The sequence below is a fragment of the Psychrobacter sp. GW64-MNA-CIBAN-0177 genome, from assembly GCF_040309585.1.
Lineage (GTDB): Bacteria > Pseudomonadota > Gammaproteobacteria > Pseudomonadales > Moraxellaceae > Psychrobacter > Psychrobacter okhotskensis.
Genome location: NZ_JBEOOY010000006.1, coordinates 80,945 through 97,741, shown reverse-complemented (window position 1 = coordinate 97,741; position 16,797 = coordinate 80,945). Strand labels below are relative to the sequence as shown.

General features: G+C 42.8%; 15 protein-coding genes. 4 read left to right on the top strand and 11 right to left on the bottom strand.

The window, feature by feature from the left end; translation table 11 throughout:
• The first annotated feature begins 33 nt into the window (after positions 1 to 33).
• Positions 34 to 1,143, top strand: coding sequence for a regulatory protein RecX (locus AAEY79_RS05990; RefSeq protein ID WP_201575617.1), 1,110 nt, complete (start codon positions 34 to 36; stop codon positions 1,141 to 1,143).
• 22 nt (positions 1,144 to 1,165) lie between these two features.
• On the opposite strand, the gene AAEY79_RS05985 is transcribed toward AAEY79_RS05990, so the two are convergent.
• The 7 genes from AAEY79_RS05985 to AAEY79_RS05955 form a co-directional block, all read right to left on the bottom strand.
• Positions 1,166 to 2,623: an anion permease gene (locus tag AAEY79_RS05985; RefSeq protein WP_101212374.1), complete on the bottom strand. Its 1,458-nt coding sequence runs from the start codon at positions 2,621 to 2,623 to the stop codon at positions 1,166 to 1,168.
• A gap of 347 nt (positions 2,624 to 2,970) precedes the next feature.
• Entirely contained in the window at positions 2,971 to 3,684 is a 714-nt protein-coding gene (locus AAEY79_RS05980) for a YidB family protein (RefSeq protein ID WP_350587890.1), read from the bottom strand.
• 205 nt (positions 3,685 to 3,889) lie between these two features.
• Positions 3,890 to 4,348 (bottom strand): hypothetical protein, encoded by a 459-nt coding sequence (locus tag AAEY79_RS05975; RefSeq protein ID WP_350587891.1) that lies wholly within the window; start codon positions 4,346 to 4,348, stop codon positions 3,890 to 3,892.
• Positions 4,349 to 4,489: 141 nt separating this feature from the next.
• Entirely contained in the window at positions 4,490 to 4,771 is a 282-nt protein-coding gene (locus AAEY79_RS05970) for a succinate dehydrogenase assembly factor 2 (RefSeq protein WP_025652426.1), read from the bottom strand.
• Positions 4,772 to 4,907: 136 nt separating this feature from the next.
• The gene (folP, locus tag AAEY79_RS05965; RefSeq protein WP_350587892.1) at positions 4,908 to 5,804 is read right to left on the bottom strand and encodes a dihydropteroate synthase; all 897 of its coding nucleotides are present in this window, start codon (positions 5,802 to 5,804) and stop codon (positions 4,908 to 4,910) included.
• 166 nt (positions 5,805 to 5,970) lie between these two features.
• A complete protein-coding gene (gene ftsH / locus AAEY79_RS05960) occupies positions 5,971 to 7,866 on the bottom strand; it encodes an ATP-dependent zinc metalloprotease FtsH (RefSeq protein ID WP_350587893.1) in 1,896 nt (631 codons plus the stop codon).
• Positions 7,867 to 8,212: 346 nt separating this feature from the next.
• Positions 8,213 to 8,845 (bottom strand): RlmE family RNA methyltransferase, encoded by a 633-nt coding sequence (locus tag AAEY79_RS05955; protein WP_025652421.1) that lies wholly within the window; start codon positions 8,843 to 8,845, stop codon positions 8,213 to 8,215.
• Between the two features lie 349 nt (positions 8,846 to 9,194).
• Here AAEY79_RS05955 and AAEY79_RS05950 point away from each other — a divergent pair, with 349 nt between their 5' ends.
• Complete coding sequence (locus AAEY79_RS05950; RefSeq protein ID WP_025652420.1) at positions 9,195 to 9,506, top strand: YhbY family RNA-binding protein; 312 nt, start codon at positions 9,195 to 9,197, stop codon at positions 9,504 to 9,506.
• A 246-nt stretch (positions 9,507 to 9,752) separates the two neighbouring features.
• The gene (locus AAEY79_RS05945) at positions 9,753 to 10,526 is read left to right on the top strand and encodes a hypothetical protein (protein WP_201565457.1); all 774 of its coding nucleotides are present in this window, start codon (positions 9,753 to 9,755) and stop codon (positions 10,524 to 10,526) included.
• 385 nt (positions 10,527 to 10,911) lie between these two features.
• Here the strand turns inward: AAEY79_RS05945 and AAEY79_RS05940 are convergent, their stop codons facing one another.
• The gene (locus AAEY79_RS05940; protein WP_025652418.1) at positions 10,912 to 11,637 is read right to left on the bottom strand and encodes a CHAP domain-containing protein; all 726 of its coding nucleotides are present in this window, start codon (positions 11,635 to 11,637) and stop codon (positions 10,912 to 10,914) included.
• A gap of 253 nt (positions 11,638 to 11,890) precedes the next feature.
• Between AAEY79_RS05940 and AAEY79_RS05935 the strand changes: the two genes are divergently transcribed.
• Positions 11,891 to 12,406: a hypothetical protein gene (locus tag AAEY79_RS05935; protein ID WP_101212361.1), complete on the top strand. Its 516-nt coding sequence runs from the start codon at positions 11,891 to 11,893 to the stop codon at positions 12,404 to 12,406.
• 298 nt (positions 12,407 to 12,704) lie between these two features.
• Here AAEY79_RS05935 and lpxC read toward each other — a convergent pair whose 3' ends face one another.
• The 3 genes from lpxC to ftsA form a co-directional block, all read right to left on the bottom strand.
• Positions 12,705 to 13,622, bottom strand: a complete 918-nt coding sequence (gene lpxC / locus AAEY79_RS05930) for a UDP-3-O-acyl-N-acetylglucosamine deacetylase (RefSeq protein WP_025652415.1) — start codon at positions 13,620 to 13,622, stop codon at positions 12,705 to 12,707.
• Between the two features lie 446 nt (positions 13,623 to 14,068).
• Positions 14,069 to 15,268, bottom strand: a complete 1,200-nt coding sequence (gene ftsZ / locus AAEY79_RS05925) for a cell division protein FtsZ (protein ID WP_025652414.1) — start codon at positions 15,266 to 15,268, stop codon at positions 14,069 to 14,071.
• Between the two features lie 218 nt (positions 15,269 to 15,486).
• Entirely contained in the window at positions 15,487 to 16,779 is a 1,293-nt protein-coding gene (ftsA, locus tag AAEY79_RS05920) for a cell division protein FtsA (protein ID WP_352287623.1), read from the bottom strand.
• Positions 16,780 to 16,797: the final 18 nt, after the last annotated feature.

The following is a 16,797-nucleotide window of genomic DNA, read 5'->3' as shown; positions in this document are numbered from 1 at the left end:
ATGATCATGACTTGTTATGAAAATTAAATTGTTATGAAAATTAAAACTCTAGCTGAAATACTTGCTGAATCGGACACCGATTCAGCGAGTAGTGCTAATACTAACTCAAAAAATTCTGCCCAATCTTCTAAGACTTCTCGGCATTCATCTAAAGACAAGCCTAAACAGTCGGCTAAAACACATAAGCGCTCGACCTACTCTCGTAAAGCTACTTCGTTATCTGATGACTCCAGCTTTGAGATAGAATCAGTTGACGCACCCCCTTCTACTAGAAAAAACCCTACTAGATCCAAGAAACGTAAAAAGCGTTTTCACCCAGCGGCTAACTTTAGCCCTGAGCCTAGTGATGTGCCTGCTTATCAGCCACCAGAAGCGCAAAGTATCAAAGAGATGCTCGCTGAGGTTAAGCAAGATATTCACGGTCATAAAAACGATGAGGACCTTGAGACTAACACGGGGCAAAATCTAGAAAGCTCGAGTTATTCCTCTACGCTAACGGCAAGCCATAACCATGATGGTGATGCTGAAGCCGATAGCACAGCCGACAACCTACCCGCGGCGCTTAAAGCGTATTTGCGCACCCCTGAACAACGTCAAGCGGATATTGATGCCATTAAAGCCGAAAGCCGCTTACGTTGGTTGGCATTTTATTATTTATCGCGACGTGAGTATGGCAAGGCTGAGCTTAAGCAAAAGCTGCTCGATAAAGAGCAAGACCCAGAAAAAGTTGATGCGCTGCTTGAAGAGTTTGCAGAAAAAGGCTATCAAAGTGACTATCGCACTACCCTCATGCTGATTCGCGAAAATATCCGCAAAGGTCGTGGACGAGGACGTATCAAGCAGGAGTTTTATCGTAAAAAAATTGCCATGCCGGGTAATATTGATGAGCTAATCGATATGGCGAATGCAGAGTCAGAGGAGTTTAGCGAATTCGTAGATGACAGCGCTGACAATTTGGTCGATGGTGTCGATTGGCTCAAGCTCGCTGTTGCTGCTCGCACCAAAAAGTACGGCGACGACATTCCTACTGAGCAAAAAGATAAAGCGCGCCAACTACGGTTTTTGCAATATCGTGGCTTTAACACCGATATCTGCTTTGCGGCGCTCAACTACACGCTAGACACGTTAGATGAGCGCTTTTAGGATAGTGACTTATAACGATTGATTAATAATAGCCGAGCACCTTCCACCAAATCAGACCAGCACCTATCCAAATCACCAAATTGACCACACTCATTATCGCGCCAATACTCCACCATTCTCTTAACGTGACATAACCTGAGTTAAAGATAACAGGTGCGGTACCAGTCGCATAGTGGGTAAGCGTCATCATGATGTTCCCTGCTGCGGCCAAGATTAACGCATACAACATTGGCGGCGCACCTAACGTCAATCCTACTGCATAAAAAGCCGCAAATAGTGCGGTAATATGCGCGGTGGTACTAGCAAAGAAGTAATGGATATATAAATAAACCAAAGTCAAAATAGTCACGGCACCGATCCAGCCTACCCCAGTTGTACCAATCAGAGACTCAATATTGCTTGAAAACCAGCCTATCAAACCAAGCTCATTGAGATATGCTGCCATCATAATGAGCGCACCGAACCAAATAATGGTATCCCAAGCAGATTTCTCTTTTAGGATATCATCCCAAGTCAGCACACCCGTTAATATTAAAGTCGTTAGACCAATAAAGGCCGTGGTGGTAGCATCAACACTATATTCTTCACCTAAAATCAGTGCCGGTATATTTGCCCACAACAGCAGCATCAGAGCAAACACCCCGAGCATGATTTTTTCTTGGCGACTTATTTTGCCCATTTCTGCCAAATTGTCCTTGGCAAAACCTTTTGCATCGGGCGTGACTTTGACATCAGGTGGATAAACCATATAAATAACTAAGGGCATGATTACCAAGCACAGTATCCCCGGTACAAACATCGCTACTGCCCACGTCGTCCATGACAGCTGAATGTCACCGCCAGTCGCCTTATTAACTAGGTCTACGACTAAAGGATTGGGCGCAGTAGCTGTAATAAACATACCAGAAGTGATAGGGTTGGCATGATAGTTAACCATTGCCAAGTAGCGACCAATTTTATTTTGCGTACCCTCTTCTGGAGTGGAATGAAAGCTCTGAGCAATGGACTTCATAATAGGGTGGATAATACCGCCGCCACGCGCCGTATTAGAGGGCGTAATGGGCGCTATCATCAATTCAGCCGCAGTCAAAGAATAAGCCACGCCGATCGTTTTTTTACCAAAAATAGAGATGAAATAATAGGCGATACGTCGACCTAGACCTGTTTTTATTAAGCCACGAGATATCATTACCGCGATACCAATCAGCCAAATTAGCGGGCTTGAGTAGCTTGATAAGGCATCGCTAATGGCCTGTTTTGGACTATCACTTGTCACACCCGTCAGTGCCACTAGAGTGACCGCAATAATAGCAATCGCTCCGATGGGCAATACCTTGCCTATAATGGCAACGATAGTGGCAATAAATAATGCCAACATGTGCCACGCTTCAGGCGTGACGCCAGTTGGAACGGGAATGACAAACCAAATAATCAAACCCACTAAAATAGCAATCGCCGCTTGGACAGGCTTAAATGGCATGAGTAAGCATCCTTATTGAGTCATTAATCTTATAAAGTTCTTACACCATCACATAGTCATATCTTATAGAATATTCGCACTATAATAGCTGCCATAAAACAAGACTGGATAGCTCGTTTAAAACTATTATAATATTTATATTACCCTTACGCTATTGTTTACCATTTTTAATATATCTGTTTAGATTGCAAAACAGATAAATGTCGCTAAAACTGGATTTATCATAGTGGTGATAAAAATTGGCAACAAAAAAAAGAGCATGCCATCAGACATACTCTTTCTTAATTAAATTTTTATCAATGCTGTTTTTTTAAAGTGGTTGTTTTAACGTGGTTATTTTAACGTATTTATTTTAACGTGCTCAGTCGACTCGATAACTGACCGATGATCTGATCAATCTCTTGATTGGCCTCAGCTTCGTTGTCTAGATTACCATTCGGAGTCAATTGATTCATCACTTCTGGGAGCAATTCGGCAAGCCCTTGACGCACTTCAGTCTCATTAGCCCCTGTCTTCGCGGCCACTTGCTGAATCTCGTCTTCATCAAATAATTGGTTGATCTCGTTGGGGTCTAAATTGTCGTTATCTTCATTATTACTCATCCAAGAGCGCACTTGATTGTCGTGACCCATACCTGTGATTTTCGATAGAGCAGCGCTTAAGCCACCATTACGTTGAATCCAGCTCAATACCATGGGCATGAGGGCAGCAACCAGCATGCCTTTACCACCGCCAAAGCCGCTTCTATTACTCTTACCACCCAATACGCTGCCCAGGATATCACCCAAGCCGCCAGCACCAGAGCTCATACCACCGCGCTGATTGCCACCGGTGAGACTGCCCATAATATCGTCCAGACCAAATCCATTATCCGCCTGACGATTATACTGCTGTGGATTATAACCACCAGATTGACCACCGCCCAATACGCTACCTAAAATATCACCCAGACCACCCGTACGACGTGATGTCGACCCTTGGTTCACAGGATTACGCTGTGCATCATCTGGCGCCATGGCACTACGCGCTACTTGACTCACTAAATTCCCTAATAAGCTCATAACCTCATCCTTTTTTGTCGTTTTGTTTATTATCTTCAGCCGCTATGTTATTTGACTATAACCAGCAGATAACGTAAACGCTGAATATATTTTAATATAGCAAATCTATCTTACCATCGAGATAGGTGTTTTGTTATTGACCATATTGGCTTATGAAGGCTCATCTAAACCTAATATAACTCTATATAAACCACACCACGCTGTATCAATTAGTCGTTACAGCGCTCACATTTGCTAAAACATTTAATTCGCGCCATTGCTCAAGGCTCACTTGATCGCGAAATACGGTCAATGACATGGAACGCTGATAAGGCTCTTTAATCATAAAATCAAAGCTCATTGCCCAATGATAATGATGGACAGCAAGCAGTTGTGCTTGCCATAGCCCATCGCCTTGGCTCGTCCGTATCCTAAGTTGCCAATGTTGATCGATACGCTTATCAATTGGCGGCTGTGTGAGATGCAACAAAACTGGCCGTGACAGTGCCAGATAGCTGACGACGGCTGCCGTTACTATCAATATAAGTACATACTGCCACAACGCCAACGCAGCCAGCCATGCCAAACCAAGCATGACTAACGCCAAACCAAGATATAGTAAAGTACGCAAATAGCTGGCGGGCTTGATAGCAGTATCAATCCTTAGGGAGGTAATCATCGTCATATATGCAAATCCGCCATATGGGGAAAGCCGTTATAACTATCAGACTTTATCAGCTATCAATATAGACTTAACGACGCAAAAGAAACCTAAAAATATGAATGATTTTAAAATTGTCAAATTATCAAATTATTAATGTCAATGCTATGACACGTCTTTAGCATGACGCCATGTCTTAATTTTATTTACTAGTGCCCATATGCGGTCATCTTCTGGACGGTTTTGATTGGTAAAATAATCGAGTAAATCAGGATCTTCGTGAGTCAGCATTTGGGCAAAGGTCTCTTGTTCAGTAGGTTCTGCGGTTAAGTAAATCTCTTTGACATAAAGGTCAATGTAGAAGTCTAACTCTTTTAAGCCACGACGCGCTTGATAAATGATACGGCGCTGTTCATTGGTTGGCTCAGGCTGGGTCGTAGTGGTCATAGAAATGCTCTCATTATTTTAATAGGTGTTCAGATTAATATTAAGTGTTAATCATTGGCGCTAACTATCAAATATGCATATAGTGCAATAGCAGTGATTAGAGCTATTCTAGCATTGATTTTTTAGTGTTAATTTTTTAGTGTTGATTGTAGGCAGATAACTGCTGCCATAACGCCACAGCTTGCTGCATCATCGCGACATTATGAGTACGGATAATACTAGCGCCTTGTTGCAAGGCAAATATACCCGCAGCAACTCCGACTGTATCACGTTCTATTGCCTCAGTTGTAGCCACTGCTTCGATACCGCTTTTAGTTAATACTTCTGCTAAAAAACGCTTGCGAGAAATACCAAACATCATAGGGAAACCAAGACTTTGTAATTCTCCTAGCTGCGACAATAACGCGCAATGATGCTCGTAGTTTTTGGCAAAACCAAAGCCTGGGTCGATAATGATTTTCTCACACTTGACACCAATGCTGACTACCTCATCGATACGGGCTATTAACTCTGCGCTAACGTCAGCGATCACGTCGTCATAGAGCGCCAGATTATTCATCGTCGTTGGCTCACCGCGCATGTGCATCAACATAACTGGTATATCAAGCTCAGCCGCTAGCGCTGCAGCACCCTCGCATTTGAGCGCTCGTACATCATTCCAAATATCAGCACCCGCCTCAACAGCTGCCCGCATAACGGTAGGATTACTGGTATCGATAGACAACCAAACTACATCGCCAAGTTGCTGTCTAATCGCTTTGACGACCGGTACAACACGCTGCAATTCCTCACTAGTCGCGACAATAGCAGCATTTGGCCGCGTAGATTCGCCGCCAATATCAATAATGGTCGCACCCGCCGCTATCATCTCTTTAGCATGAGCAAGCGCGCTATCAATAGCGTTAAATTGTCCACCGTCCGAAAATGAATCAGGTGTAACGTTAAGAATACCCATGATCTGAGGTCGCGATAGATCCAACATTTTTTCGCGACTAGAGACCGTATAAATAGGTAAAGGCTGAAATAATGACATAACCAATCCGTTGCAAATTAAGTTGATAAACACTGGGTCAGCACTTTATTTTTATCTCATGATATCAGTAAATCTGCTGCTGTTCTAAATGCTTCGTAAAATGATGACAATAAAAAAGCCCTCTATTAAAAAGGGCTTCTTATATTGGCTACTAATGCGCGATAAACTACATCGCTGGTAATGGTGGCGGTGTTGAACCCGTCGTTTTCATATTATCTTTAGCCAAATTAACTTCATTGTGCTGATATACTCTAGGCGGACGTGGATCTTCACCGGCTAAGATATCTTGCAGTTGATCACGGTCAATGGTCTCCCATTTCATCAAGGCATCAACCATCGCATGCATTTTTTCTTGATTACCTTCAATCAATTCGCGCGCGATATCGTATTGCTCTTCTAACATGCGGCGAACTTCGTCGTCAACTTTTTGCTGCGTTGCTTCAGAAATCGTACGACCACCGCCACCAAAGTAACCTTGTGAGTTGTCATCATCTTCATAGACCATGATACCTAAGGCATCAGACATGCCGTATTTGGTTACCATCGCCCGTGCCATTTTGGTTGCCCGTTCAAAGTCGTTTGAGGCACCCGTCGACATTTGATTGATAAAGACTTCTTCAGCGATACGACCACCAAATAAAATCGCAATATCACTGAGCATTTTTGATTTATACATGCTGGTTTGATCATGCTCAGGCAGCTGCCAAGTGACACCCAAAGCAAAACCACGCGGCATAATCGTCACTTTATGCACCGGATCGGTACCCGGTAGTAGCTCAGCCACTAGCGCATGACCTGCTTCATGATAAGCAGTGGCACGGCGCTCTTCTTCACGGATGACCATTGATTTGCGCTCAGGACCCATGTAAAGCTTATCTTTCGCATCTTCAAAGTCATTCATGTCAACGCTACGCTTGTTACGACGCGCAGCAAACAGAGCGGCTTCGTTCACAAGGTTGGCCAATTGCGCGCCACTAAAACCGGGCGTACCACGTGCCAAAGAGTTGGCATCAACACTAACGGTATTCGGCAGTTTTCTTAAATGTACTTTTAATATTTGTTCACGGCCTTTGATATCTGGCAAGCCGACTTGTACCTGACGGTCAAAACGACCCGGACGTAATAATGCCTTGTCAAGTACGTCAGCACGGTTAGTAGCAGCAATGACGATAACGCCTTCATTGCCCTCAAAACCATCCATTTCGACCAACAGTTGGTTCAGCGTTTGCTCGCGCTCATCGTTACCGCCGCCCATACCAGAGCCACGATGACGACCAACTGCATCGATCTCATCGATAAAGATAATACAAGGCGCGCTTTTCTTCGCTTGCTCAAACATATCACGCACACGCGAGGCACCGACACCAACGAACATCTCAACAAAATCAGAACCTGAAATTGAGAAGAACGGTACTTTGGCTTCACCAGCAATTGCTCTTGCTAGCAACGTCTTACCAGTACCTGGAGGACCTACCATCAAGATACCACGGGGGATCGTCGCCCCAAGCTTGGTAAATTTATCTGGATCACGCAAGAACTCGACCACTTCGACCACTTCTTCTTTGGCTTCTTCACAACCTGCCACATCTTCGAAGTTGACCTTGATTTGGTCTTCAGTCAGCATCTTGGCTTTTGACTTGCCAAAGCTCATTGGGCCGCCACCTTTACCGCCTGCACCGCCCTGCATATTACGCATAAAGAATAAGAACAGACCAATAATCAATAGGATTGGGAAACTGGCTATCAGTAACTGCATCAACACACTTTGACGTTTCGGTGCTGTGCCCTGAACCTCAACTTGGTTCTCGCGCAGTAATGGCATTAGTTGCTCATCAGCCACAGCTGGTCGAATGGTCTCAAATGATGAGCCATTTTTCTTTTCGCCGGTGATCTGTTCGCCATCAATTTCAACACTGGCTACCTGACTTTCTGACACAGCGGTCACAAACTCAGAGTAGTTAAGGCTATCCGGCTCAGACGATTGGTCAAAGCCGCTAAACACCAGCACCAAAACGCCGATTACCACCAGCCACAATAAGGTATTTTTTACCATGTCGCTCACTAGTTATTCCCATCCCTTACTTATTGGTGTGTCAACTTGACACGTGACGTCTATAAACGCATTGCTCATTAGTTCAATAACTGCCAAATACGAAACTTATCCTCATCAATGACATATAAATCTATCGTAAATGAGCCAGTAAAGCGCTTATTCTCAGACGACTTTGCTTAAAACATATGCTAGAAACAAAGTTAATATACCATGATATGTGGTGTTATCCTGCATAATTCAAGCAGGTTTTCCTTTTATTCAGTTAACGATTGTAGCGTGTTAAATCTTACATGAAGCTAGCTATATTGTGATGACTTATTCCAAATACAACGAAAGCAACTCATTGAAAGTAAAACTATTTAATGGCAATCCAAAACATCTCTTTCGAGCGTGGTCGTGAAGCGCCAGGCTTGATACTACGAATCTTACTAAAATCAAGCTGCATCTGCTTGCGTAATTCTTGTGTACCCTCGCCTTGAAACACTTTCATAATAAGCGCGCCACCTTCTGGTAAGGTTGCAAGTGCAAAGTCCACTGCCAGCTCGCACAAGTACATCATACGCGGCTGATCAATGGCGCTATTGCCAGCAGTATTGGGTGCCATGTCAGACAATACTACGTCAACCTGCCTGTCACCGACTTCTGCCATAATGGCATCAAAAACCTCAGCTTCACGGAAATCACCTTGGATAAAGGTAACATCAGGCAAAGTATCCATCGCTAAAATATCAGAGGCAATCAAGATACCTTGTTCCCCTACCAATTGGCCAGCAACTTGTGACCAACTGCCCGGCGCACTACCCAAATCAACGACCGTCATGCCTTTTTTGATAAGGTTGGTCTTTTCATTTATTTCTAATAACTTATAAGCAGCACGAGCACGATAGCCATCTTTTTGCGCTTTTTGGACATAATGGTCGTCAATATGCTCTTTCATCCAAGCACTGCTGCTTTTCGACAGTTTTTTGTTCTCAATACGCGTGGCCAAGATACCTGCTCCTATTACTTTTACTTTGCAAAGCTGCAATAAGCATCCAATCAACAGCCATTACTCTTATAAAACATACTTAATATCAAGCCAATCAGGTTTAATACTCTGTTGATTGAGCAATTCATACATTTTTAGTCGTAAACTGCCTTAATTCTATTGGTTTAAACACTGCTTTATCAGACAGTAGCGTTTATAATGTGTTTATACATTCAGTTTAACATTTTCATCACGTAAAATCGTGCAAAATCCTGCTGATCTCATGCAAAATGGGCACAGATTATCTATAATGATCATTAACTGTTTTTGATAGTACACTCTTTTATTTTTACCAACACCTAGGAATTCTATGGAACTCGATAACGCTACAATTAAACGTCTAAAGGGCATCGGTCATGAGCTCAAGCCTATTGTCATGATTGGCAATAAAGGCATTACACCGACCATCACTGAAGAGATTGATCGTGCCTTATCGGATCATGAGCTGATTAAGGTAAAATTACCTGCAGGCACAAAAGAAGAACGCGATGTCATCGGTGCTGAATTGGCAGCAGCAGCCAATGCCTCTTTGGTTCATTCTATTGGGCGTATGGCACTATTACTACGCAAAAACCCAAATGCCAACCCTAAGCTATCAAACCTTGCCCGTCATGCGCAGTAGTATGTCATGCTCAGCTTGGTTTAAATAACTGGCTACCGTTTCACCAAAATAGCAGCTGAGCTATGATGATACAGCCTAAAAGCCGCGATGCAATCTGCTCGCGGCTTTTTTTATTGATATTCTTGAAAGCTAAATTAAAAGCTGACTTGAAATCAGCCTCGTAATACCTTTATTTGAACGTGCTTTATCATATGGTAGTATCAAAGACCTTTTATCTCGTACCAACTTTTTGAGTCATAGAAAATTATGAGCCAGACCTTTAACCTTTGTATCGCCACTGAAACCCTAGCCAATGATGCGCAGCAGCTTAGCGTAAGTACGGACACCCTACATGATATTCGAGTGGTCGTGCACGCGACCATCCTACAGCAGCCAACGTTGCAACTACAGTTAGCCTATCAAATTACCCTACCCACTCAGTCTTTAGCCGATCAATTACATTGGCCGACTTGGGAGGAAACACGCGTTGGCTTTACTGATTATTTGTGGGAGGAGAGCTGCCTTGAGTGTTTTATTGCTGGTAGCGCTTTGGATCAGGATAGTGCTAATAGTAGCAGTACAGCGGCTTATATTGAGGTCAATGCCAGCCCAGATGGTCGTTATGCGCTTTATCAGTTCGAAAGCTATCGAAATCCTGCGACGCTACCGCCACCCCCTTTATTATTAGCAAATGGGCGTACATGCGCAAAGATTGACTGGATTGATCACCCAGATTTACAGATGCCGTCAGTCGGCGTTAACCGCGCTCATAATTCATCAGCAGCGCACACATTATATAATTACAAGCGAACCTTTAGTGTGCCGATAAAAGAACGGTCTAGCCAAAATTTTGCTATTAGCAATATGGTCGTTGAGCACATACATCCCTGCGTCATTTTATGGTTTGGTGAGACTGCTTTATATTTCGCACCCAGTCATGCTTCTCCGCCTGACTTTCACAATCGTCGCTACTGGACTAGGTTTGATTCTAAAGCAGCCTTACTTAACCAGCTAGCATCATCGATAGCAACTGAACGATAATGCTTATCTAGGGCGTGTCCTCATTTTAAAGATGGTGATAAAAACGAGGTAAATTGCAGTCAAGCAAGGAAAAGAGTGCAGATAATATCGAGATATTACCTAGCTATTTGACGATATTTTGGTAAGACTTAACCATTTTTAGCTCATTTAGAGCCCTATCAGTTAAATTGAGGACAAGCCCTAATCCCATTTTTGAACAAAAAAAACCCAGTAATGTCATTAAGAGCATTACTGGATCTGGAGAAAACGATTTACTTAAAACTCGATGTACTTGACGCTTGTAGTCGATAAGATAATTCGGGTATCAGGAAGGCGCATAAAAATATTACAAATAGTAGCCTAAACAAGCCTGATACCGTCTCTCATTTATACAGGATTGACTATATTAGTCAGCCATCGCAAGGTAGATACCACGGTCTGATGCATCATCAACGTATTGCGAATCACGCCATGTCGTATAGTTATAGACGCCGCTGTATGGGCTGATGCTGCTTTGACGGAAATCAGAAACCCAGTCAGAACCATCAAATATTTGAATATGACCATGCGGATGCTTTGAGCTGCGATCATATACTACAACATCGCCAACTTGGGGTGGCATGTTGTTGCTGATTTTGCTAAAGCCTGCACTGCTGAGTGTGCCACGGCTAGCATACTGATACGCTGAAGGATTCGGGGTGAATTCATAACCGGCTGATTGTAAAGCCTTACGCACATAACGAGCACAGTAACCAGAGCTTCTTGATAGTGCCACGCTTGAAGCACGTGCCGCTGCGATAGCAGGAGCAGAATAGCGATCTGGAATTTTACTCGCTTGCTGCTGGCGCTGCTCATAAGACAAGCGACTGGTTAGCGAGGCAAGCTGATATTCTTTTTGCTTGGCATGGGCGCTTAAATTGTCAATGGCTTGACTGATCTCGTCATTGCTAGAGACATAAGCGCCGCTATTGGTGCTATAGATGTTGCGACTAGAACCATAGTTCGCAGAAGCAGAGATATTGGTGATGGTATGACTCAAGGTATTATTTGGTTGAAAGGTGGTTTCGGCAGCACCACTCGTTTGTGCTATGCCCATTCCTAGTACTGACAAAATTAATAAAGCTTGTTTCATAAATTTACTACCTATTTGTTAATACAAGACTGCTCGTCATCCATAACGAAGCATCAATTAGTTTAGAGGACATAATCATCAAATAAACATGATAAAATCCTTAATACAACAGCTCACTCTTCTTTCTACAGTCACTAACGCTGGTTTCTTTGGCAGCGCGGTCATCTGCTTTATAAATCGTTTGCTATCCATCCCATATATACTGTGTTTAATATGAATATCGATTTTGTCACCTACTAGATGAGTCATTACGATGTCAAAAAAACAGCCTAATCGGCTTGCCCAGCTTATTGATCATCAAGCTTTTGCTGGTAGCGCACTACCTCAAACCCTTGCTGACAATATGCGTCTATATATTCAGGCGACCGCTGAGATAAAAGAGCTGCTAGTAGATTGTCTACCAGAGGAAATTCTTAATACCTGTTGGGTCGTTGGCTTAACTGCTGAGCAATTAACACTCAGTGTGGGCTCAATGACTGCTGCTAATCATATTCGCTATTTACAGAACGCTTATTTGCAAGTATTAACAGAGCAGTCAATTACATTTAAACAACTCAAGCAAATTCGCGTCATTGTAGCGAGAATATCTGCGGATAGTCCTTCTTCTAAAAAACTATCTGCGTTATCAGCAACCTCATCAAAGTCTCGCAAAGCCAATGAAAATCAGGCTCTTAGCCAAAACACAAAGCGGACTATATCACAGGCTGCAGAGCATGTCACCACTGATGAAAAGCTCAAAAAAGCACTTTTACGTCTGGCCAATCATTAAAAATCTTGAGTTCTACCTGTAAAGTTATGTAACTATTTTCGGAAAACAGCGCCCTTACGCTAGGTTTTTGTAATGACGTAAACAAAAAAAATCATCTGTTAGTCGCATTCACATTGTGAAGGTAACTAACAGATGATTTTTTTGATTATCTACAACGTCGGTATTATCTACGCTAACGTTATATTATTTAAAAATACTAACTTATATATTCATTTATAAGAATATAAATTAACTATCCTTATAATCATTTTATGTAATATTGCGTAAATGTTTCGATACTTCGTGTATATTCCTGTATTCATCCTTCAACCGCTAGGCCTTTTAGGGGTAAATATTCGATAGGACAGGTTACATTGTCATCAAAAGTTACAATTTCAAAGCTGTCAGGATTGGATAATATTTCACGTATCAACAAATTGTTTAAGGCATGACCAGATTTATAGGCATTAAAACGACCCAGAATTGGATAACCAATCAGATATAAATCGCCTAACGCATCCAAAATCTTATGGCGCACGAACTCGTCATTGAAACGTAAACCTTCTTCGTTAAGGATATTGGCTTCATCGATGACAATCGCATTTTCCATACTACCGCCCAACGCCAAGTTGTTTTGACGCAGAGCTTCTATATCGCGTAAAAACCCAAAAGTACGGGCTGAGCTCAGCTCTTCTATGAAGTTTTGCGTAGAGAACTGCAGCTGGGCATGTTGAAAATTCTTGTCGATAGCAGGATGATCAAAATCAATTTCAAAGTTTAATTCAAAGCCTTCATAAGGACGTAACTCTGCCCATTTATCCTCTACTTTTACTCTGATTGGTCTCAAAATCTTAAGGAATTTCTTTAAGCCTTCTTGCTCACAGAAACCCGCTTGCATTAGTAATGCGACAAACGGTGCAGCGCTCCCATCCATAATCGGTATCTCTGAGGCGGAAACACGAATCAATAGGTTATCAATGCCAAGTCCGGCAATCGCACTTAATAAATGCTCTACCGTACCTACCCGTGCCCCTCCAAATACTAGATTGGATGACATCATGGTGTCCTGCACTAAGAAAGCACTGGCTGGAATCGGTTGACTACCTTCGATATCTGAGCGCTCGAAAACAATACCAGTATCGACTGGCTGTGGATGAAACTCTAAATCAACAGGCTGACCACTATGGAGACCGGTACCTGTAACGGCTATCGCTGCTTTTATAGTTCGTTGGTTCATGGCTGTTTTCCCACATATTTTGTTACAATTGACCTAGTGTACCATTACCCGTACCCAATTCGCCATAGTTAAAAAGCGTTAATTTGCTTATGTCTCTGATTGATAACTCTTATCGTAACTTTGTTATTCAAGCAAATTATATTTAATAAACCTATAAATAACTATAGGAAACAGTCTGTTAAGAATAAATTTTGCTTCACTGCACCTTGTTCGAGACATATTATCAATAAGGGCTTTAGTATTAGTAGCTAATGTTCATAAAACCCCTACCACATGCACATCTCGATTTCGTAAAAAACATATAGCCAGTCAAAAGTAATATCGAACCATCACGCACTGCTGATATCGTCGCGTTTTTAGGATATTTTGACTATACCTTATAAACAAGCACAAAAAAGCCAGCGACATAGCACTGGCTTTTTATAATCACTAGAAGTAAACAACAACTATTTGTTTTGTTGACGCTTTAGATAGTCTTGGATACTGTTGGTCTTGGTTTTAGGCTGCTCTTGTGTCGGATTTGCGCGAGCCAGACTATCTTGATGCAGTTGGGCTTGCGATTGCTTTTGACTGTTTAACGCGCTGGTATGCAAGTTAGGATCAACAGGCTGCGTGCTATTCACCGAAGGTACAGGCTGCTCAACAACTTCAGGCTCTTCACCCGCGTGTTCATCTAAGGTCAAGCCCGTTGCGATGACAGTGACATGCAAATCATCACCCATTTTTTCATCGATAACAGAGCCGTAGAAAATATGAGCATCATCGATATCAGTAATTTCTTCGACGATTGCACTGATTTTGCTCATTTCATCCAATGACAAAGACTCAGATGAAATCACGTTAACCAGTAGACCTTTGGCATTCTCTAAACGTAAATCATCAAGTAACGGTGATCTGATGGCTTTTTCAGTCGCTTGACGCGCACGATCGTCACCGCTGGCACGGCCAATACCCATCATCGCATGACCTTTGGCAGTCATTGCGGTGCGAATATCGTTAAAGTCAATATTGATCATACCTTCGCTGGCGATGGTTTCAGCGATACCTTGCACGGCGTGTAATAACACATCGTCCGCTTTTTTGAACGCATCTTGCATAGAGATATTGCCATAAACGCTCATCAACTTATCATTAGGAATGGTAATGATAGAGTCAACGAAGTTGGTCAACTGCTCAATACCTGCTTTGGCCGCCTTGATACGTTTACCGCCTTCGAATTTGAAAGGTGTGGTCACAACAGCGACCGTCAATACTTCCATCTCTTTAGCAATACGAGCCACGACTGGTGCTGCGCCCGTACCCGTACCACCGCCCATTCCAGCGGTAATAAAGACCATGTCAGAATGTTCGAGTAACGCGCGGATCGCTTCTTCTTCGCTCTCTGCTGCTTCACGTCCGACTTCTGGATTGGCACCAGCGCCTAGACCACGGTTCGTTTTTGCGCCCAGTTGTAACTTATGCGGTGCTGTCAAACGATCAAGTGCTTGTTTATCCGTATTCGCACAGACGAACGTCACACCTCTAATCCCTTGTTGTACCATATGTTCAACAGCATTACCGCCACCACCACCCACACCGAATACTGTGAAGCTTGCTTGGCCGTTATTTTGAAGCTGGTTATCATCTGGCATGGTGTATTTTGACATAAAAAAGATTCTCCAGTTGCAGATAGCGTGATGGTCGATACATGCTAACGCACTCATATGACGCGCTATCGACTTACTATATATAAATGTATTTAAATAAAACAGGGCTATGGCTTAAATCGTTAAGCTGGGACAAAAATATGTCGTCATTGCTCAGGGTATTACTGTCAATGTTACTTTTAATATTACTTTATGCATTTAGTGTCGGTATATCTTTACTATAGTATCTTTTTAAGCACACTAGCAAAACGTTGCCCTGCGCTTTGAAAGACGCCAGTCACTCTATTTTTTTGAAGCGCTTCCGGCTCGCTTTTTTCACTGTGACGAAACTGCTCGCTTTGACTATATAGTAATGTACCAAATGCTGTTTGATAAGCGCGATCATTGACCTGAATATTCAGCTGCTTAAAGGACTCGTCATTATCAAAATGATTATAAGCACTGATCGCCGGATGAGTATTGGTCATCACCACTGGCATTTTTAGCAACTTCTTAGCAAAGGGTATCATACCTTTGACAGCACTACCGCCGCCTGTCAGCACGATCCCTTTGTCGATATAGCTAATCAAATCCGCTTCATGCAGTTGACGCGCCACTTCAGTAAAAATCTGCACATAACGCGCTTCGATAATACGGGCTAAATTATAAATACCGATATTAATCTCGTCGCTGGTCCCTTGCGGTTTAAAAATAAAGAACGAGCTAGGATCGACACTATTGACATCAACCGTACCATGCGATTTTTTAAGTTTTTCAGCTTCTATCATTGATATGCCAACATCTGCTGAAATATCCATCGTCACTTCATGGCTGCCTGTGGCGATACAATGTGTAAAGATCAGCTTGTTTTCTTTGTAGACACAAATACTGGTCGTACTCGCGCCAATATCGACCAAGCACACACCCTGCTGACGCTCGTCGCTCATCAGGCTATATTCTGCACTGGTCACTGCATCGAAGACAATATGATCGATACCAACATCACAGCTCTGTAATAATTTTTGGATATTTTGACGGCTGGCGACTGGCATCATCATCATGTGATACATCACGCTGATATTATGCGCCACCGTTTCGATCGCATCGTCGACCATAAAGTCTTGTTCATCGACATAGATACCTTGCTGACAACAATGCATCAAATAATAGTCTGAAGATAAGTCGCGTGATTTGGCATTGGATAAAGCCTGTACCATGTCTTTGGCACGGACGACTTCGTCCTCTACTCTCACTTCGCCAGCACTGTTTTTGCTAAGTAGCTCAGGCGTCGCTAGGGTCAACCACACACTATGCACCCGGCAATTAGCAGTATCTTCTGCTTCTTGAATGGCTTGTTTGATAGCGCCTTGCAAGCGTTCACGATGTTTTATTTGACCTTGATAAAAGTCACTATTTTTAACTTGCCCCACACCCATGATACGAATGTCTTTTGCAGAGACAACGCTGCCAATAACGACATAAACTGCCGTGGCACTTAGATGGACAACAACCAGATTTTCAGTATTTTTCATGGTACCAGACAAATTATC